13 protein-coding genes are annotated in these 14,491 nt (G+C 28.8%); 9 read left to right on the forward strand and 4 right to left on the reverse strand.

The features are described from left to right. Positions 1-2: 2 nt before the first annotated feature. The 9 genes from ACN0WI_RS11870 (at position 3) to ACN0WI_RS11910 (ending at position 8,986) form a co-directional block, all read left to right on the forward strand. Positions 3-665 (forward strand): hypothetical protein, encoded by a 663-nt coding sequence (locus tag ACN0WI_RS11870; protein WP_417887112.1) that lies wholly within the window; start codon positions 3-5, stop codon positions 663-665. After that, a complete protein-coding gene (locus tag ACN0WI_RS11875; protein ID WP_417887113.1) occupies positions 665-1,375 on the forward strand; it encodes a hypothetical protein in 711 nt (236 codons plus the stop codon). The genes ACN0WI_RS11870 and ACN0WI_RS11875 overlap by 1 nt, the downstream gene beginning before the upstream one ends. Positions 1,376-1,603: 228 nt before the next feature. Continuing rightward, entirely contained in the window at positions 1,604-2,215 is a 612-nt protein-coding gene (locus ACN0WI_RS11880; protein ID WP_417887114.1) for a hypothetical protein, read from the forward strand. Positions 2,216-2,315: 100 nt separating this feature from the next. Continuing rightward, positions 2,316-3,257, forward strand: coding sequence for a hypothetical protein (locus ACN0WI_RS11885; RefSeq protein WP_417887116.1), 942 nt, complete (start codon positions 2,316-2,318; stop codon positions 3,255-3,257). A gap of 836 nt (positions 3,258-4,093) precedes the next feature. Beyond that, complete coding sequence (locus ACN0WI_RS11890; RefSeq protein ID WP_417887118.1) at positions 4,094-4,831, forward strand: hypothetical protein; 738 nt, start codon at positions 4,094-4,096, stop codon at positions 4,829-4,831. Positions 4,832-5,203: 372 nt separating this feature from the next. Further along, positions 5,204-5,941 carry a LytR/AlgR family response regulator transcription factor gene (locus ACN0WI_RS11895; protein WP_417887119.1) on the forward strand — a complete coding sequence of 246 codons (738 nt, stop codon included), beginning with the start codon at positions 5,204-5,206 and terminating at the stop codon, positions 5,939-5,941. A 131-nt stretch (positions 5,942-6,072) separates the two neighbouring features. Then, positions 6,073-6,288, forward strand: coding sequence for a hypothetical protein (locus ACN0WI_RS11900; RefSeq protein WP_417887120.1), 216 nt, complete (start codon positions 6,073-6,075; stop codon positions 6,286-6,288). Between the two features lie 14 nt (positions 6,289-6,302). Beyond that, on the forward strand, positions 6,303-8,327 hold the full coding sequence (locus ACN0WI_RS11905) for a tetratricopeptide repeat protein (RefSeq protein WP_417887122.1): 2,025 nt from the start codon (positions 6,303-6,305) through the stop codon (positions 8,325-8,327). After that, complete coding sequence (locus ACN0WI_RS11910; RefSeq protein WP_417887123.1) at positions 8,324-8,986, forward strand: response regulator; 663 nt, start codon at positions 8,324-8,326, stop codon at positions 8,984-8,986. The genes ACN0WI_RS11905 and ACN0WI_RS11910 overlap by 4 nt, the downstream gene beginning before the upstream one ends. Here the strand turns inward: ACN0WI_RS11910 and ACN0WI_RS11915 are convergent. From ACN0WI_RS11915 to ACN0WI_RS11930, 4 genes are read right to left on the reverse strand one after another with little or no spacing between them, the layout of a single operon-like run. Beyond that, positions 8,981-9,508, reverse strand: coding sequence for a hypothetical protein (locus ACN0WI_RS11915; protein WP_417887124.1), 528 nt, complete (start codon positions 9,506-9,508; stop codon positions 8,981-8,983). The genes ACN0WI_RS11910 and ACN0WI_RS11915 overlap by 6 nt on opposite strands. Continuing rightward, positions 9,498-10,697, reverse strand: a complete 1,200-nt coding sequence (locus tag ACN0WI_RS11920) for a PilN domain-containing protein (protein WP_417887125.1) — start codon at positions 10,695-10,697, stop codon at positions 9,498-9,500. Before ACN0WI_RS11920 ends, ACN0WI_RS11915 begins: the two co-directional genes overlap by 11 nt. Positions 10,698-10,702: 5 nt before the next feature. Then, positions 10,703-12,817 (reverse strand): type II secretion system protein GspD, encoded by a 2,115-nt coding sequence (locus ACN0WI_RS11925; protein WP_417887127.1) that lies wholly within the window; start codon positions 12,815-12,817, stop codon positions 10,703-10,705. A gap of 41 nt (positions 12,818-12,858) precedes the next feature. Then, positions 12,859-14,271: a GspE/PulE family protein gene (locus ACN0WI_RS11930; RefSeq protein ID WP_417887128.1), complete on the reverse strand. Its 1,413-nt coding sequence runs from the start codon at positions 14,269-14,271 to the stop codon at positions 12,859-12,861. Between the last annotated feature and the right edge of the window lie 220 nt (positions 14,272-14,491).

Genomic DNA, 14,491 nt, shown 5'->3' on the forward strand with positions numbered 1-14,491 from the left:
CTATGAATAAAATATCCTTGTTTTTTATAATTCTTAGTTGTTTACCCTTTTTTAGTTACGGGCAATGGGTAGATAACGGAAACAAAATGACAACTTCTGATGTATTAGAACTAACTAAACCTATATTGACTTCTAGTGAAATTGAAATTAGAGATAAAGTTTTTGGAAAGGGCTCTGATAAAACAGTTTTCTTTAGAGATGATTTAAAAAATGATAATACATATTTAAAATTACAATTGGGAGATGAAAATAGAGGAATATTTGATATCGGTTATTTGAGATATCAGGATAGTATTTGGGTTTCTACTTTTATATTAAATAACGGAAGTGTGGGAATAGGGAAGGCTGATCCAACCAATAAATTAGATGTTAATGGAACTATTCATTCTAGAGAAGTAAAAGTAGATCGAGAAAATTGGGCAGATTACGTATTCAAGGAAGATTATGAGCTTAAAAATTTGACAGAGGTTGAAAAATTTATTCGTGAAAATGGGCATTTAGAGGATATTCCGAGTGAAAAAGAGGTTCAAAAAAATGGAGTCAAGCTTGGAGAAATGAATGCTAGGCTATTACAAAAAATAGAAGAACTGACTTTGTATATTATAGATCAGCGCAAGACAATTGAAGATTTAAATGTACGAGTAACTCAACTGGAAAATAAATAATGGAAAAAGCAATTTCACATTTTACCCTAAACCAAAATAGTGTTTTTTCACTAGTATTCTTTTTTTTAATTTATTCACCTTTTTCACTACATGCTCAGCAGGAAGTAGTCGAAAAATCATATCATTTAACTACAGGAGATGGTTGGTATCGTATTGTTAAAGGTACAGTCTTTACGAGTTGTAAGATAAGAATTCATGGTATAAATGATAATAATAAAGTTACCGACTTAACTTTTTATGTATCCGCAATGGCATATGATCAAGGCGGTAATATTAGTATTGTAAATAATCAACATTATAATCAGAATCATATCGATGAAATTAGATCTGGTACTATAATAGAAAACAATAGTAGAAAATATGCTATAGATGTACACTTAGTTAATTTAGATGGAGATACTGATCTTAAGATCGAAGCGGAAAATAGGGTAAGTTTAGTAAACACACCAATATTCAATCCAATTCCTATACCTGAAAAAGGATTAGTGTCTATTTCGGGTAAAAGTTTAGGTATAGCTAGCACTCGATATCCGATATATTTGGGGAATAAAGTGGGCATAGGAACTACGAATTTAGGGAGCTGGAAATTAGCAGTAAATGGAAAAATAAAAGCAAAAGAAATTAAGGTTTCTACTGACTGGGCAGATTTTGTTTTTTCGGATACTTACAAGTTACCAACCCTTGAAGAAGTTGAAACTCACATTAAATAAAAGAGACATTTAAAAAATATTCCAAGTGCTAAACAAGTAGCTGCCAATGGAATTTTGTTAGGAGAGATGAATTCAAAATTACTTCAAAAGATAGAAGAGCTTACGCTGTATACCATCGAACAGCACAAAGAATTGGAAAATATCCGAAATGAAAAATCTTGATTTGAACAAAAAGGTGAACATACTTTATGCTGAATTGCAAGAAATAAAATCAAAATTATAGTGAATATGAAGAGTAATGGGAATTTAGCGGTAGGTATGGCAGTTTTGTTTTATCTTGTTTTTACTCTGCCTGTGCAAAGTCAAGGAAACGAGGGATATTTTGATAGCTTAAACTTAAGAAGTAGTATTAAATTCCTAGGTAATGATGGAGGAACAGGCTTTAGGTTTGATCTAAGCGGAAACAAACAATTTCTTCATGTTGCCGGGCTTGGCCTTTTGGCAAGGGAAGATGGAATGCAAAGTTTAGGCGGTGGCGGTTGGAGGTTTAAAGATCTCTGGTTATCTCGGAATGCGTATGTAGGCAATGCGATAGCCGTAAACACCAGAAGAACTTCAGGTTATAATTTAGCGGTAAACGGTAAAATTCTGGCCAATGAAATCACTGTAAAAACCGGATGGGCTGATTTCGTATTCGAAGAAGATTATCAATTGCCTGATCTGTATGAAGTGGAGAGTTTTATAAAAGAAAACGGTCATCTAGAAGGAATTCCTACAGCACTAGAAATTGAAGAAAAAGGAACGGACTTGGGAGCAGTGAATGTAAAATTACTACAGAAAATCGAAGAGTTTTATACATTATTGAACAAAATCACCGGTTGGAAAAGCTCTCTGAGTTAGAAAAGAGGCTCCAGAAAATGGAGCAATCCATGAAAAAGAAATAATAGGTAGAACAATTAAAAATTTGAAGAACATAAATGGCTATAAACTATTTTCAATCATGATAAATAATAGAATAAAAAGAATATGCATAATTGCTTTTATCTGTTTCACCACTTTTGTCAATGCACAGGTTAATGATACCGGAAATAACGTTGGTATAGGAGTTTCAAATCCCTCTGAAAAATTACATGTTGCCGGAAATGTAAAAGCGACCTCTTTTTTAGGGGAATGGAACGGTACAAATATTAGTGGTGTATTGTTTAAATCGTCCGATAGCAAAGACTGGAATAATAATCAGTACAGAAATGGAATATATAGAAAATATGGAAGTACCAATAATCCTTTTGGAGGAACACATGCTACTTTATTGCATGTAGGTCAAAATGACGGCCATTATTGGGGTTTTCAACTAGCTTCTGATAATAATAAACAATTCAAATATCGAGGATTTACAAGTAATGGTCAATTTAATGCCTGGTATGATATTTATCATTCCGGTAATTTCAATAAAACGGTACTGGATAAAAATGTTCCTAATTTAGTATATACTAACCTTAATAATAACTTTTCTTCAGACCAAAGCATAAATGGAAAGCTTAATATTACCGGTAGTTTGGGGATAGGTACCCAAAGCACAGGTGCTTGGAAGTTAGCTGTTAACGGAAAAATTAAAGCAAAAGAAATAAAAGTAGAAATAGGATGGGCAGATTTTGTATTTGAAAAAGAGTATGATTTACCAACTTTAGCTGAAGTTGAAAATCATATTAAAAAAACAGGTCATTTAAAGGATATTCCTAGTGCTAAAGAAGTAGAAAAAAATGGAATTTTTCTTGGAGAAATCAATGCTAAATTATTACAAAAAATTGAAGAATTAACATTGTATACTATTACACAAGAAAAGAAAATTGAAAAGATTGAAAAAGAAAACGAGTCTTTAAAATTTTTAGCAAATAAGTTTCTTGAATTACAAAAAAGATTGGAAAAATTGGAAGAAAAATAAAGGTGGTTTCTTAATGGCATACGTAATATATTGCAAGTTATAGCCTACTTACAAAAATCTCAGCGGATTTTCTATTCGATTTTATTTACTGAATTAGGTTATTAGACATCTAAAAAACCATATAAACACATTATGTTCTAATAACGAAAAATTATAGCTTACAGCGCATTGGGGCTAGCTTGGAGATTTAAAAATCTATGAATATGAGAGATGGCTAATACTGCTTATTTAGGTAACGCTGTAGTTGTAAATTCATTTAGAACAAAAGGATATGATATTGAAGCGTTAACGCTTTATATGATAGAACAGAATGAATAAAATTTTTTATTACGAAAACAATTAAAAATCAGGAAATTAGACTTATTGAATTTGAAAATAAAAATAATAGATTGTAAGCTTATATAACATAATAAAGTTCAATAAATAGTTTAATAGGCTAAAGCGTTAATAACACTATTTTAATTGAAAATCATTTTCGATTTATTTTAGTCTTAAAATACTTAATAGACAATTGTTAAATTAAATTAAAAATTTACTTTTGTAGCATGCTTTTATCAGAAACAAAAGCTTATAAGATCACTGCGTTACGGCTAACCCTGCTAAGGCAATAACAATTGTTTGAAGTTTACAAGGAAGAAAGTAAGACTACAAATTTTCCCTACAAAAATTAGCAGCCTTACTTAAAAGTTAAGAATATTTCAAAAATAAGGATCTAGCTAAAGATAAAAGTATAGGAAAACCCTACTTTTAGTAGGGTTTTGCATTTATATATTACATATAATCTATTTATATTAGGTAGTCTTTTTAATAAAGTACCAGATATTTATATATTTTTTATGAAGCGTATACTACTTCTAAGTTTTTTCTTACTTCTTTTGCACCAAGCTAATGGTCAATCATTATTTATTCCAAATGGGAGTATTAGTAATTCGGAAAATTCCAATATTGGAATAGGAGTTAATAATCCCGAAAAGAGACTTCATATTAAAAATGGAGATTTTTTAATAGAACTTCACAATAATAAATATCCTCCTAAAATTTTAATGGAAAAGTTTCAAGCTAATCCTTATTTGACATTTTATAGGTGGACTGGTGTAGAGAATAAATATTTTGCGACTAGATTGCTTCATAGGGGAAGTTTTGGTTTAAAAATTCAAATACAAAATAATGCTACATCAATTTCTGATATAGAATATATAGATGTTATGAATTTTTTGAATAATGGTTCTATAGGTATAGGCACTTCTTCAACAGGTGATCACAGGTTAGCGGTTGAAGGTTCTATTGGGGCTAGAGAAGTTAAAGTAACGACTGACTTTTGGCCGGACTATGTGTTTGATCAGGATTATAATCTTCTTCCTTTATCTGTCGTTGAAAAATATATTTTGAGAAGCAAACATCTTCCGGATATTCCGAATGCAAAAGAGGTAAATGAGCAAGGGATTGAATTAGGAGAAATGAATAGTAAACTACTACAAAAAGTAGAAGAATTAACTTTATATATTATTCAAATTAACAAAAAGCTTGAATATCTTGAAGAAGAAAATAATCGGTTAAAAGATTTAGTTGAGTAGTTTATTTTATTAAAAACGCCTGTTAGAATATTATTTTTTTGTAATAAACTAAACTATTAATTGATTCTTTTTAATTGAAAATAGTTATGCTAGCATCTGATAATTTTAAAATTAACTAATAAAGAAAAGTAAGACTACAAATTTTCCCTACAAAAATAAGTAGCCTTACTTAGAAGTTTAGAATATTTCAAAAGTAAAAATTAGACTAACGATAAAAGTATAGTAAAACCTTCCTAAAAGTAAGGTTTTACTTTTTTTGGGATATTTTTAGGTTCACAAATTAATGAATCCTTACTTTTAGTAAGGGTTCACAGTATTCTTTTAAAACTTTAGACTATTAATTTTGGTATAGTTTATAAGTTATTCGCAATAATGTTAAAATATCTCATCCTTAGTAATGATTCCAAGGTGATTTCTCGTATAGAAACAGAAATTATTGAGTTTTCCGATTTTGTTTGTTTGGATACTACTTGTGACTATGATAAAGCTTGTAATACTATTCTAAAAGAGAAACCAGATCTAATTTTTATTGATTTGGATATGGGAAATTCTGCAAATAGCTCTTTTGAGTTTACAAACCATTTATTCCATTATACCGATAACTTGCCAAATTTTGTTGCAATTTCAGCAAATAAGGAACTCGCATATCTTACCATTAAAAATGATTTTTCAGATTATTTATTAAAACCAATTAATGAATTTGAATTCAGACGATGTATTTTAAAATTTAAAAAAAAAAATAAACGAAAAATTAATAGGATATGTTTAAAAAACAATGCTGATTATCAATATTTGGTACTTAACGAAATTCTATACCTTAAAGCTGATAATAATACTACCGACATCATTCTAATCACGGGTAATAAAATTACTGCTTTTGAGACTTTAAAAAAATTTCAACGAAAACTTCCAGTACAGTTCCTACGTATACACAACAGCTATATAATTAATACCTATCAAATTCGAAAAATAAGTTTTAGTAAATCAAAAATCTATCTGACCTCAGCAGATAATGTGGTAAATATTCCTTTTTCAAGGAAGTATAAAAATTTTGTTAAAGACTTTAATCGCCAATTAATAGATGCAGAGTTTTCCAATTTATTAAACTAGTCAGTTACCCTTTAAATTCGGTTAGTTACTATCGGTATTCGGTTATTCACTAATCATTTTAACTGACTCTATATCAGTTTTTTGTTAACATATATTTTTGATAAATAAATGTTAATGAAAAAGATTTGATTATGAGGAATTACTACTTCTATTTTATGATATATAGCTTGTTTAGCTGTTTTATCTCGTGTACACCAGATTCTATTGAGGAATATGATAATCCAATCCTTAATAAAGACAAAGAGATTCAACAAAGAAAACAGAATAATCAAGAAAATGATGAAAAATATTATTTAGAGGATGGAGAAGGCGATCAACTAGGAAATCCATTTGACAGAGGTAAATAGAAAAAAATATGTTAATGCAAAAAAAAGATAGTAATTTTGCATTAATGAAAAGAGTTGTCTTTATCTTCAATATATTTTTGATTATCTGTTCCTGTAATTTAGAGAATGGCATAGAGTCTGATATTGGTGATTCAAAAATGGAGGAGGCTATTATTAAAGCCTCTTCTACCTATAATCGTAAATCAAAAATAAGTGATTGGAAAGGTTTATCAAATGACTCTTTGAAACTGAAAATAGCCTCCAATTTAAGCCGTCATTACAGTAAAGTAAAAGACTCTTTAAACTTCAATTATTGGAATTATCAATTCTTAAACATTTCAAGAAATAAAAACGATCGAAAATCAATAGCTAGTGCTTATTGGGATAGAGCTTCATATAATTATAGACTCAGTAAGTTGGATAGTTCTTATTTTTATTACTTTAAAGCCTCTAAAATTTATGAAGAAACAAATAATACAAAAGAAGCAGCTTCTACGTTATTTAGTGCGGGAGTTATACAAAGAGATTTAAAAGATTATTTGGGGAGTGAAGTGACTACCATTAAATCGCTTAAAATATATCAGCAACTTAACAATCAATTTGGAATATATAGTTGTTATAATAATTTAGGTATTATTCATAATAATTTAAAGAATTTCGATAGATCTTTAAAATATCATATGAAGGCAATTGAAATGGCTAATAAACTTAACAAGGAGCTATTAGTTGCAAGTTCAAAAAATAATATTTCGGTAGTTCTCAGAGAAAAAGGAGCATATAAAAAATCAATTTTAAAAATTGAAGAAGCTTTAGAAATAGATTCTATATTTACTAAAAACCCCCAATTATATGCTAGACTATTAGATAATTTAGCATATTCTAAATTGCAAATGGGAGAAAAAAATGATGATATTCTTGATGCTATTTTAAAATCTAAAGAAATTAAAAGTTCCATACAAGATGATGCTGGTTTATCAATAAGTTACCTGCATTTAGCCGAATACTATATTGCAATCGGCCATAAAAAAAAAGCTTTCAATATTTTAAATAGAGAGTTGGAGTTTGCTAAACGAACAATGAACGATAACGATGTATTAACAACCTTAGATTTTTTAGCAGAGTTGGATAAAGAAAATGCATTTGAATATTTACATGAAAGAATAAATATTACAGATAGTCTATTAGATATTGAACATAAAACACAAGATAAATTTGCGAGAATTCAGTATGAGACTGATAAAGTAGTATCGGAAAATGAAAAACTGACTACTGATAAAAAATTAATATTGGGAAGCGGTACTGTAATTATTGCTTTGATAATTTTATTATCCTTTGCCATTTATCAAAAAAATAATATAAAGAAATTACAATTAGAAAAAGCCCAAGTAAAAGCTAATGAAGAGATTTATCAGTTATTGATTTCTCAACATCAAAATATTGAAGAAGCCCGACAAGTCGAAAAAAATCGGATTTCTAAAGAATTACACGATGGCGTATTAGGTAAATTATTTGGAATACGATTTCTTTTATCAAGCGTTAATGAAAAGAATGATGAAGTAGCTATAAATAATAGAGAAAAATATTTAAAAGAATTAGAAAAAACCGAACAAGAAATTCGGCAAATTTCGCATAATTTAAGAGATAATGCTGATATTAATAAAAAGAGTTTTTACGGTATTTTAGAGAATTTTATTTTAGAACAGCGAAGAATTAGTAATTTTAATATTGATTTTAGATTAGATTTAGCTCTAAATATTTTGGATAAAGTTTCTGTTTTATATAAAATAAATATTTTTAGAATTTTACAGGAAAGTGTTTCTAATATTAGAAAGTATGCAGAGGCAACAAATGCTAAAGTTTATCTAGATTTTGTAGAGAATGATAGCCTATTGATTTTAATTATAGAAGATAATGGGAGAGGATTTGATACAAAAAAGAATAGTTCGGGAATAGGAATTAAAAATATGAGGGAAAGAACTTTGGCGATGAAAGGAGATTTTAATATTGTATCTAATCCCGGAAAGACTAAGATTAGTGTTAAAATACCAATCCAGTTATGAATCAAATAACAGTTTTATTAATTGATGACCATTCTTTAATATTAGAAGGTTATAAGAATATCCTATTAAACGATCAAATTATAAATTATAAAATTGATACTGCTTTGAACTGTCAAGAGGCGTATCAAAAGTTGAATTCAGCAAAAAAGGGATACTTTTTTTATGATGTAGTTTGTGTTGATATGAATCTTCCTGCTTTTGAAGAAGAAGAATTATATTCCGGCGAAGATCTAGGAATCTTAATTCGAAATTGGTTTCCAGATAGTAAATTAGTTGTGCTCACTATGCATACTGATAATTTTAGGATATATAATATCCTGAAGAATCTAAAACCGGATACCTTTTTATTAAAAGGCGATATTTCTCCTCAGGAATTTGAACTAGCACTGCGAAAAACTACTAAAGGTGAAATATATTATAGCCATTCTATCAATAGTATGATGCGTTTGACGCTTTCTAATGATTTTGTGTTAGATAAAATTGATAGAACCATTTTATACTATTTATCTAAAGGTATTAAAACCCGACGATTAAGTGAATTCATTCCTCTATCCTTAGCAGGTATAGAAAAAAGAAAAAGGGTAATGAAAGAAATATTTGATGTAGAAGGAGGAGATTATGTCCTTATTGAACATGCAAAAAAACACGGATTTTTATAAAGAACTTAACCTTCTTCTGTTAAGAATAATAGTACAGAATAATTTTTTTGAAGAATGTTGTAGCTCTTTTTCAATAGTAAAAGATACAGAATTGCATTGATTTTTATAATTGAGATCAATTGCATGGAGTAAATTTTCTATGTCTAAATAGGAACCCTTTAGTGTAAATATATAATTTAATTCTGAGAGGTTGTTTTTTTCTATATTTATATGTGGCTCTTGAAAATTTACTAAAACCAAGTTTTTGTTAGATACAGTATATTTTTGAATAAACTTCAGCAATTTCTTTTGATAAAATTCTAGCGGTTGATTTTTCGATTTTAACATCGAATCTACTTTCCTTTTTTTTAGCTGTAATTCTTTTAAGTTGTGATCAATGCCCTTAGTTGAGGTTAATGAAAGTTGCACGGAATTATATTCCTTTATAACAGCAAACGTTTTTTGGATGGCTAGTTTGTAGCTTATAAATAGTAAAACTAATAATCCAAAGGCTGTAAGAATAATATTATACTTAGTTTTCATGTTTTAATTGTAGAGTGATATAAAATGTATAAGTATTATCTTTCTGTTGAAAGTTTTTAATTTTAACTTCAGAAACAAAAGGCTCATTTTCTAATTGGTTCAGATAAAGGGAAACTGAAGTTGGATCTGAAGTATTTCCTTGTATATCAATACTATTTTTTTTTAATTGAATTGAGGAATTATTTTCAATTCTTTTTAAAATAGGTTGGTAAGACAGGTTGAAAATCGATATACTCGTCGGTACAACAGCTATAATTCTATTAATTACATAACTCGGAGGATATAGTTGTTTATTATTGAGTTGTAATAAATCATGATTAAGACTATCTATTTCCTTTTCTAAGCTTTTATAATTATTCAATTTAGCAATTTCATACTGCTGATTAATTTTTAAATTTTCTAGCTTATTGAAATAATGTGTATAAATAATTGTATTGATAAGTAAAATAAATAATATAATCCCCAATCCAATAGGTAAACCTGTTTTTAGAATTTTATTCTGAATTGCATGTGTTCGATTTTTACTAAGATAGGTTTCTAAATCAGGATCTATAGCTTTTTCAAAATAAACTGAAAAGGCACAAACATTGGGCAAAAATACGGAGTTTATTAAATCTTCTCCAATTTTATATTTTGTATCCAGATCAGTTATATCTTCTACATATTCATAATTTGTAATTATTTGTTGCTTAGTTTTTATAGAAAATTGACCAGCTATAAAATTCTCAGGTAGAACTTTTTTTAAAATTGAAGTTTTAAAAAAAACAAAAGATAGATTAATGCAAAAAATATTATATTTTTTGTAAAATTCAATGATCTCTATAACTTCAGATTTTCTACAAATAGCGACAAAAACATAATTACCTTCTTCCAAAGTTTCATAAAAAAAATCATCTTTGTTCAAATTTGGGAAGGCCTTGTCTAGTAAAGAAATACTGTTATTTGATGGTTTTTCGATTTTTCGTATTAAAACTTTATCAGAGGATATGATAATATAAGCATGCTTTATTTTTTTTAGTATTCTCTCGAGTTCTTTTGATGATGAAACTATAGCATTTGTAGTTAATTGAAATTCATTTTTAACTAAACTTGCAGTACTACAATAACTAAGAAAGCTTTTTTCTGAATTATTATTTAGTATATGATTAATAACTGCATAATTTTTTCCGTATTTTAAACTGTTATTCATCACCATTAATATATTACGGTAGGTTTTATAAGTATATTTAGCTTTTTTTTAGAGTCTTCCCTTTGCCGTTCACTAAATAACCATTTTAGAATAGGTATTCGTGCTAATAGTGGAACTCCGGTTCCTGAGTCATTTTTAGTTCGTTGTTCTATACCTCCTAGTATGGCTACATCTTGATCTCGCATTCGAATTATTGATGAAAATTCTCTACTATTCATACCCGGAGGAGCTTCTTCTGCTATTCGTTCTCCATTAAAACTGGATTGTAAAACATTTATATCTAAGGTGATTTCTCCATTTCCCGATACAAATGGACGAATATCCATTGCTAATTCCGCATCAATAGGATAATAATTTTTGAATTCACTAGTTTGAGGTATTTGAGAACCAAAATAATTTTGATTAGTAACGGCATAGTAAGTAGTTTGGCCGCTTGAAAGATGTGCTTTATGACCATTTAGTGTACTTAATTTTGGAGTAGAAAGCACTTTTAGATTGCCATTAGATTCTTGAGCTTTTATATTCATATAAAAATTAGGAAGCACTTTTCCTAGATTCATAGAACCAAATCCATCAAAGCCACCTATTACTTTGTTAACTGTTTCTGATCCTATTTGCATATTTGTTTTAGGAAAAGCTTCACCAGTAGTCTTTATTTCTTTTTTTCCTAATCCAAAATTTATTCCGGTCTCTACAGTTGCAGATCTATTTACTTCAATTATCATTACTTCAATTAATATTACAGGTACTGGCTTATCTATATATTTTATATAATCTCGAAAACGATTAATAGCTACAGTTTGACCAGTTACTACAAAACTATTTAATTCGGCATCGATCTTTAAATCAATATTATTTAATAATTCTTCTGGAATAATTTTTTCAATTGCATCGATAGATAGTTCAGATTCATGTTCTCTATAATCTGATGTTTTGTTTCTATTGTGATTATTTTGATAGTTCGAATAATTAGTGTTATCTGAATAGTTTGTAGTATTAGCTGCAGAAAAGTTTCGATCTTGATTTTGAGTTCTCGAAGTTTTATAAGTGGGATCTGAAAGTAACTGAATAGATCGATACATCATGGGGATTACTTTAATTTCTTTTAAAGAAAGTAAGCTGGAAGTGCCAAAAAAATATACATTATTCTCTTTACGATATGTATAATGGGAAGAACTGTTTTGGGAATTTTGAGCAGGAATATCATTCTGAAAATTGGTATTTAAATTATTTGTATTAGCTGAGGGTACAATTTCTGTGCTTTCGAAGATATATTGTAATAACTGATCAAAGTGAATATTATTCGATTTAAAACTAACTGTTCCTAGATCCTCTAACGGTGAGGCTAGATAATAATCAATCTTTAAATCTTCTGCTATAGAGTGAATAATATCCGAAATTGGAATATTTTTGAAGTTTACCTGTAATACTTTATGAGTAGTGTCTATAATTTGGTAATAAAAGTTGTTAGTAAATTCTATCGCAGAATGGTTTCCTCTTACTTTTGACGGAGAAAAATTATTGAAAATATAAAAGCCATCTTCGGATTTTGTCATCAAAAGATTATTAGATATGGCCATTTTTTCTAGTGCATCGTCAAAATTAGCTTGCTGTATATATGCGGAAAGAGGAGTAGATTCCATTCCCGGTGCATACACTAAGTTTTTGCCACTGACATCAGTAATTTTTTTAAACACTTTATCTAATCGATCATTATGTAGATCTAAACTTAATAAATGTTGATTTGCGTTATAAGAAGCCTTTATTTGCTTTTCAGGAATTGGCTTAGGAACGGGAGTATATTGTTGTATAGAAATTATGTTACCTGTGAATTCATAACTGAGCTTATATTCTCGAGCTAAGAATAGTAATAAGTTTTTTATTTCTACATCTGAAAAATTATTGATTAATGTTATTTGTTCAAGTTCTGGTGATAGATTAAAATTTAAGTCGTGTACTTTAGCAACGGCTAATAGAAAATTGGAAAGTGAGGTATTTGAAAGGTTTATATCTACTTTTTCGTTAATGGTAGGATAGGTTTCTCCAAATTGATCAAGTTGTTTCTGAATCGTTTCAATACGACCAGATTCTTGGGAATAACTTACAAGGGTGATGTTCAATAATACAAAGAGTATTGTATATCTGAAAAAGTTAGTATATATCATATAGTATTAGTAAGTATGGAATAGACTTCTTCAACTGAGGTTTTTCCTGATTTAATAAGTCTTATTGCGTTACTTTTTAATGTTTTGATTTTGTGTTTTTGGGTATGCTCGTCTATGTTAAGGTCATTAGAATGAATAAATTGTTCCATCTGTCGGTCTATAGGTAAAATTTCATAAATGGCGATTCTTCCAGAGTAACCGGTATAATGGCATTGAGGACATCCAATAGGCTCAAAAGTTGTTTTCATTTCTTTAGGGATACTAAATTGTGAAGGGAAGTCTATTTTTTCAATACAGGTTTCTTTTTTGCAATGTGGACATAGTTTTCTAACTAGGCGTTGCGCCATACTTATCTTTAAGGTTGAAGCAATTAAAAAAGGAGGAATACTCATATCAATTAAACGAGATATGGTAGCCCATGCGGAGTTTGTATGAATGGTAGAAAATACAAGATGCCCTGTTAATGCAGCTTTAATAGCCATATTTGCTGTTTTTTCATCTCGAATTTCTCCAACCATAATTATATCAGGATCTTGCCTTAGAAATGTTCGTAAAGCACTCGGAAAGTCAAAACCTATATCTTCCTTTAGTTGCACTTGATTGATACCTTCTAAAGTATATTCAATAGGATCCTCAATAGTAGTTATATTTCTACTTTCTTCGTTAAGTAATTTTAAAGTTCCATATAATGTAGTTGTTTTTCCAGATCCGGTGGGACCTGAAATAAGAATGATGCCATTTGGATTTTTGATCCCTTCAAGATAGGTTTTAAGCTCCTGATCTGTAAAACCCAATTTCTTTAAATCAATATTTTTTGTATCTCTTTTTAGAATACGCATAACGATTTTCTCTCCGTGTAATGTCGGGAGACAAGAAACTCGTATGTCAAATTCATTTCCATCAGTGTTTACCGATATTCTTCCATCTTGAGAAAGCCGCTTTTGAGAAATATCTAGTCCGGCTTTTATTTTAATTTGATTAATTATTTGAGGATATTCCTCTTTATTAATGGTATACTGCTCAATTAATTTACCATCAATTCTAAATCGTATTCTACATTGCTTTTCATAGGGTTCTAGATGAATATCACTAGAGTCATATTCTTTTGCAGATAACAATAATTTTTCTAAAAAATTTAAATTAAAGTTTAAAGCTTTTGTGGTAGTTGATTTTCTATAATTCTTAGCAAGAAGAGTGTCAAGACTTGTGCTATTTATGGAATTTATTGTAATCGATGAATTATAGATTATTGATAATTCTTTAGCTAATCTATTGCTATTTTTAGCATCACTCCAAAATATTATGGAATTATTGTTTTTTTCTTTAGGAATTATACGATATTCGTAAGCTTCTTCAGAAGTGATAATTTGTTTTAATTCTGTCGGTATTCGTTGCTGAAAAGTTTCCATTCGATTTTATTTTAATTAAAAATCTTAGGATTCCATCCTAAAAAAAATGCACTATAAAAAATACTGTAATAAATACTCATAAAGCCAGCAAGAGGTACTGTACTTTTTTTGGTAAAGAGAAGATGTAAAATTAAACTTAGAATTAAACTTGAAGTAAGAGTAATAATAAAAGTGTCGACGGGGAAACAAAAAGCTAAACCAATCAATAAAAAAATATCCC

Source organism: Zunongwangia sp. (assembly GCF_048269745.1).
In the GTDB taxonomy this organism is placed as follows: Bacteria; Bacteroidota; Bacteroidia; order Flavobacteriales; family Flavobacteriaceae; genus Zunongwangia.

What these genes read in the sequence shown, in the direction of transcription:
- ACN0WI_RS11870 (WP_417887112.1), top strand. Translation starts at nt 3, where the DNA reads ATGAATAAAATATCCTTGTTTTTTATAATTCTTAGTTGTTTACCCTTT.
- ACN0WI_RS11875 (WP_417887113.1), top strand. Translation starts at nt 665, where the DNA reads ATGGAAAAAGCAATTTCACATTTTACCCTAAACCAAAATAGTGTTTTT.
- ACN0WI_RS11880 (WP_417887114.1), top strand. Translation starts at nt 1,604, where the DNA reads ATGAAGAGTAATGGGAATTTAGCGGTAGGTATGGCAGTTTTGTTTTAT.
- ACN0WI_RS11885 (WP_417887116.1), top strand. Translation starts at nt 2,316, where the DNA reads ATGATAAATAATAGAATAAAAAGAATATGCATAATTGCTTTTATCTGT.
- ACN0WI_RS11890 (WP_417887118.1), top strand. Translation starts at nt 4,094, where the DNA reads ATGAAGCGTATACTACTTCTAAGTTTTTTCTTACTTCTTTTGCACCAA.
- ACN0WI_RS11895 (WP_417887119.1), top strand. Translation starts at nt 5,204, where the DNA reads ATGTTAAAATATCTCATCCTTAGTAATGATTCCAAGGTGATTTCTCGT.
- ACN0WI_RS11900 (WP_417887120.1), top strand. Translation starts at nt 6,073, where the DNA reads ATGAGGAATTACTACTTCTATTTTATGATATATAGCTTGTTTAGCTGT.
- ACN0WI_RS11905 (WP_417887122.1), top strand. Translation starts at nt 6,303, where the DNA reads ATGCAAAAAAAAGATAGTAATTTTGCATTAATGAAAAGAGTTGTCTTT.
- ACN0WI_RS11910 (WP_417887123.1), top strand. Translation starts at nt 8,324, where the DNA reads ATGAATCAAATAACAGTTTTATTAATTGATGACCATTCTTTAATATTA.
- ACN0WI_RS11915 (WP_417887124.1), bottom strand. Translation starts at nt 9,508, where the DNA reads ATGAAAACTAAGTATAATATTATTCTTACAGCCTTTGGATTATTAGTT.
- ACN0WI_RS11920 (WP_417887125.1), bottom strand. Translation starts at nt 10,697, where the DNA reads ATGAATAACAGTTTAAAATACGGAAAAAATTATGCAGTTATTAATCAT.
- ACN0WI_RS11930 (WP_417887128.1), bottom strand. Translation starts at nt 14,271, where the DNA reads ATGGAAACTTTTCAGCAACGAATACCGACAGAATTAAAACAAATTATC.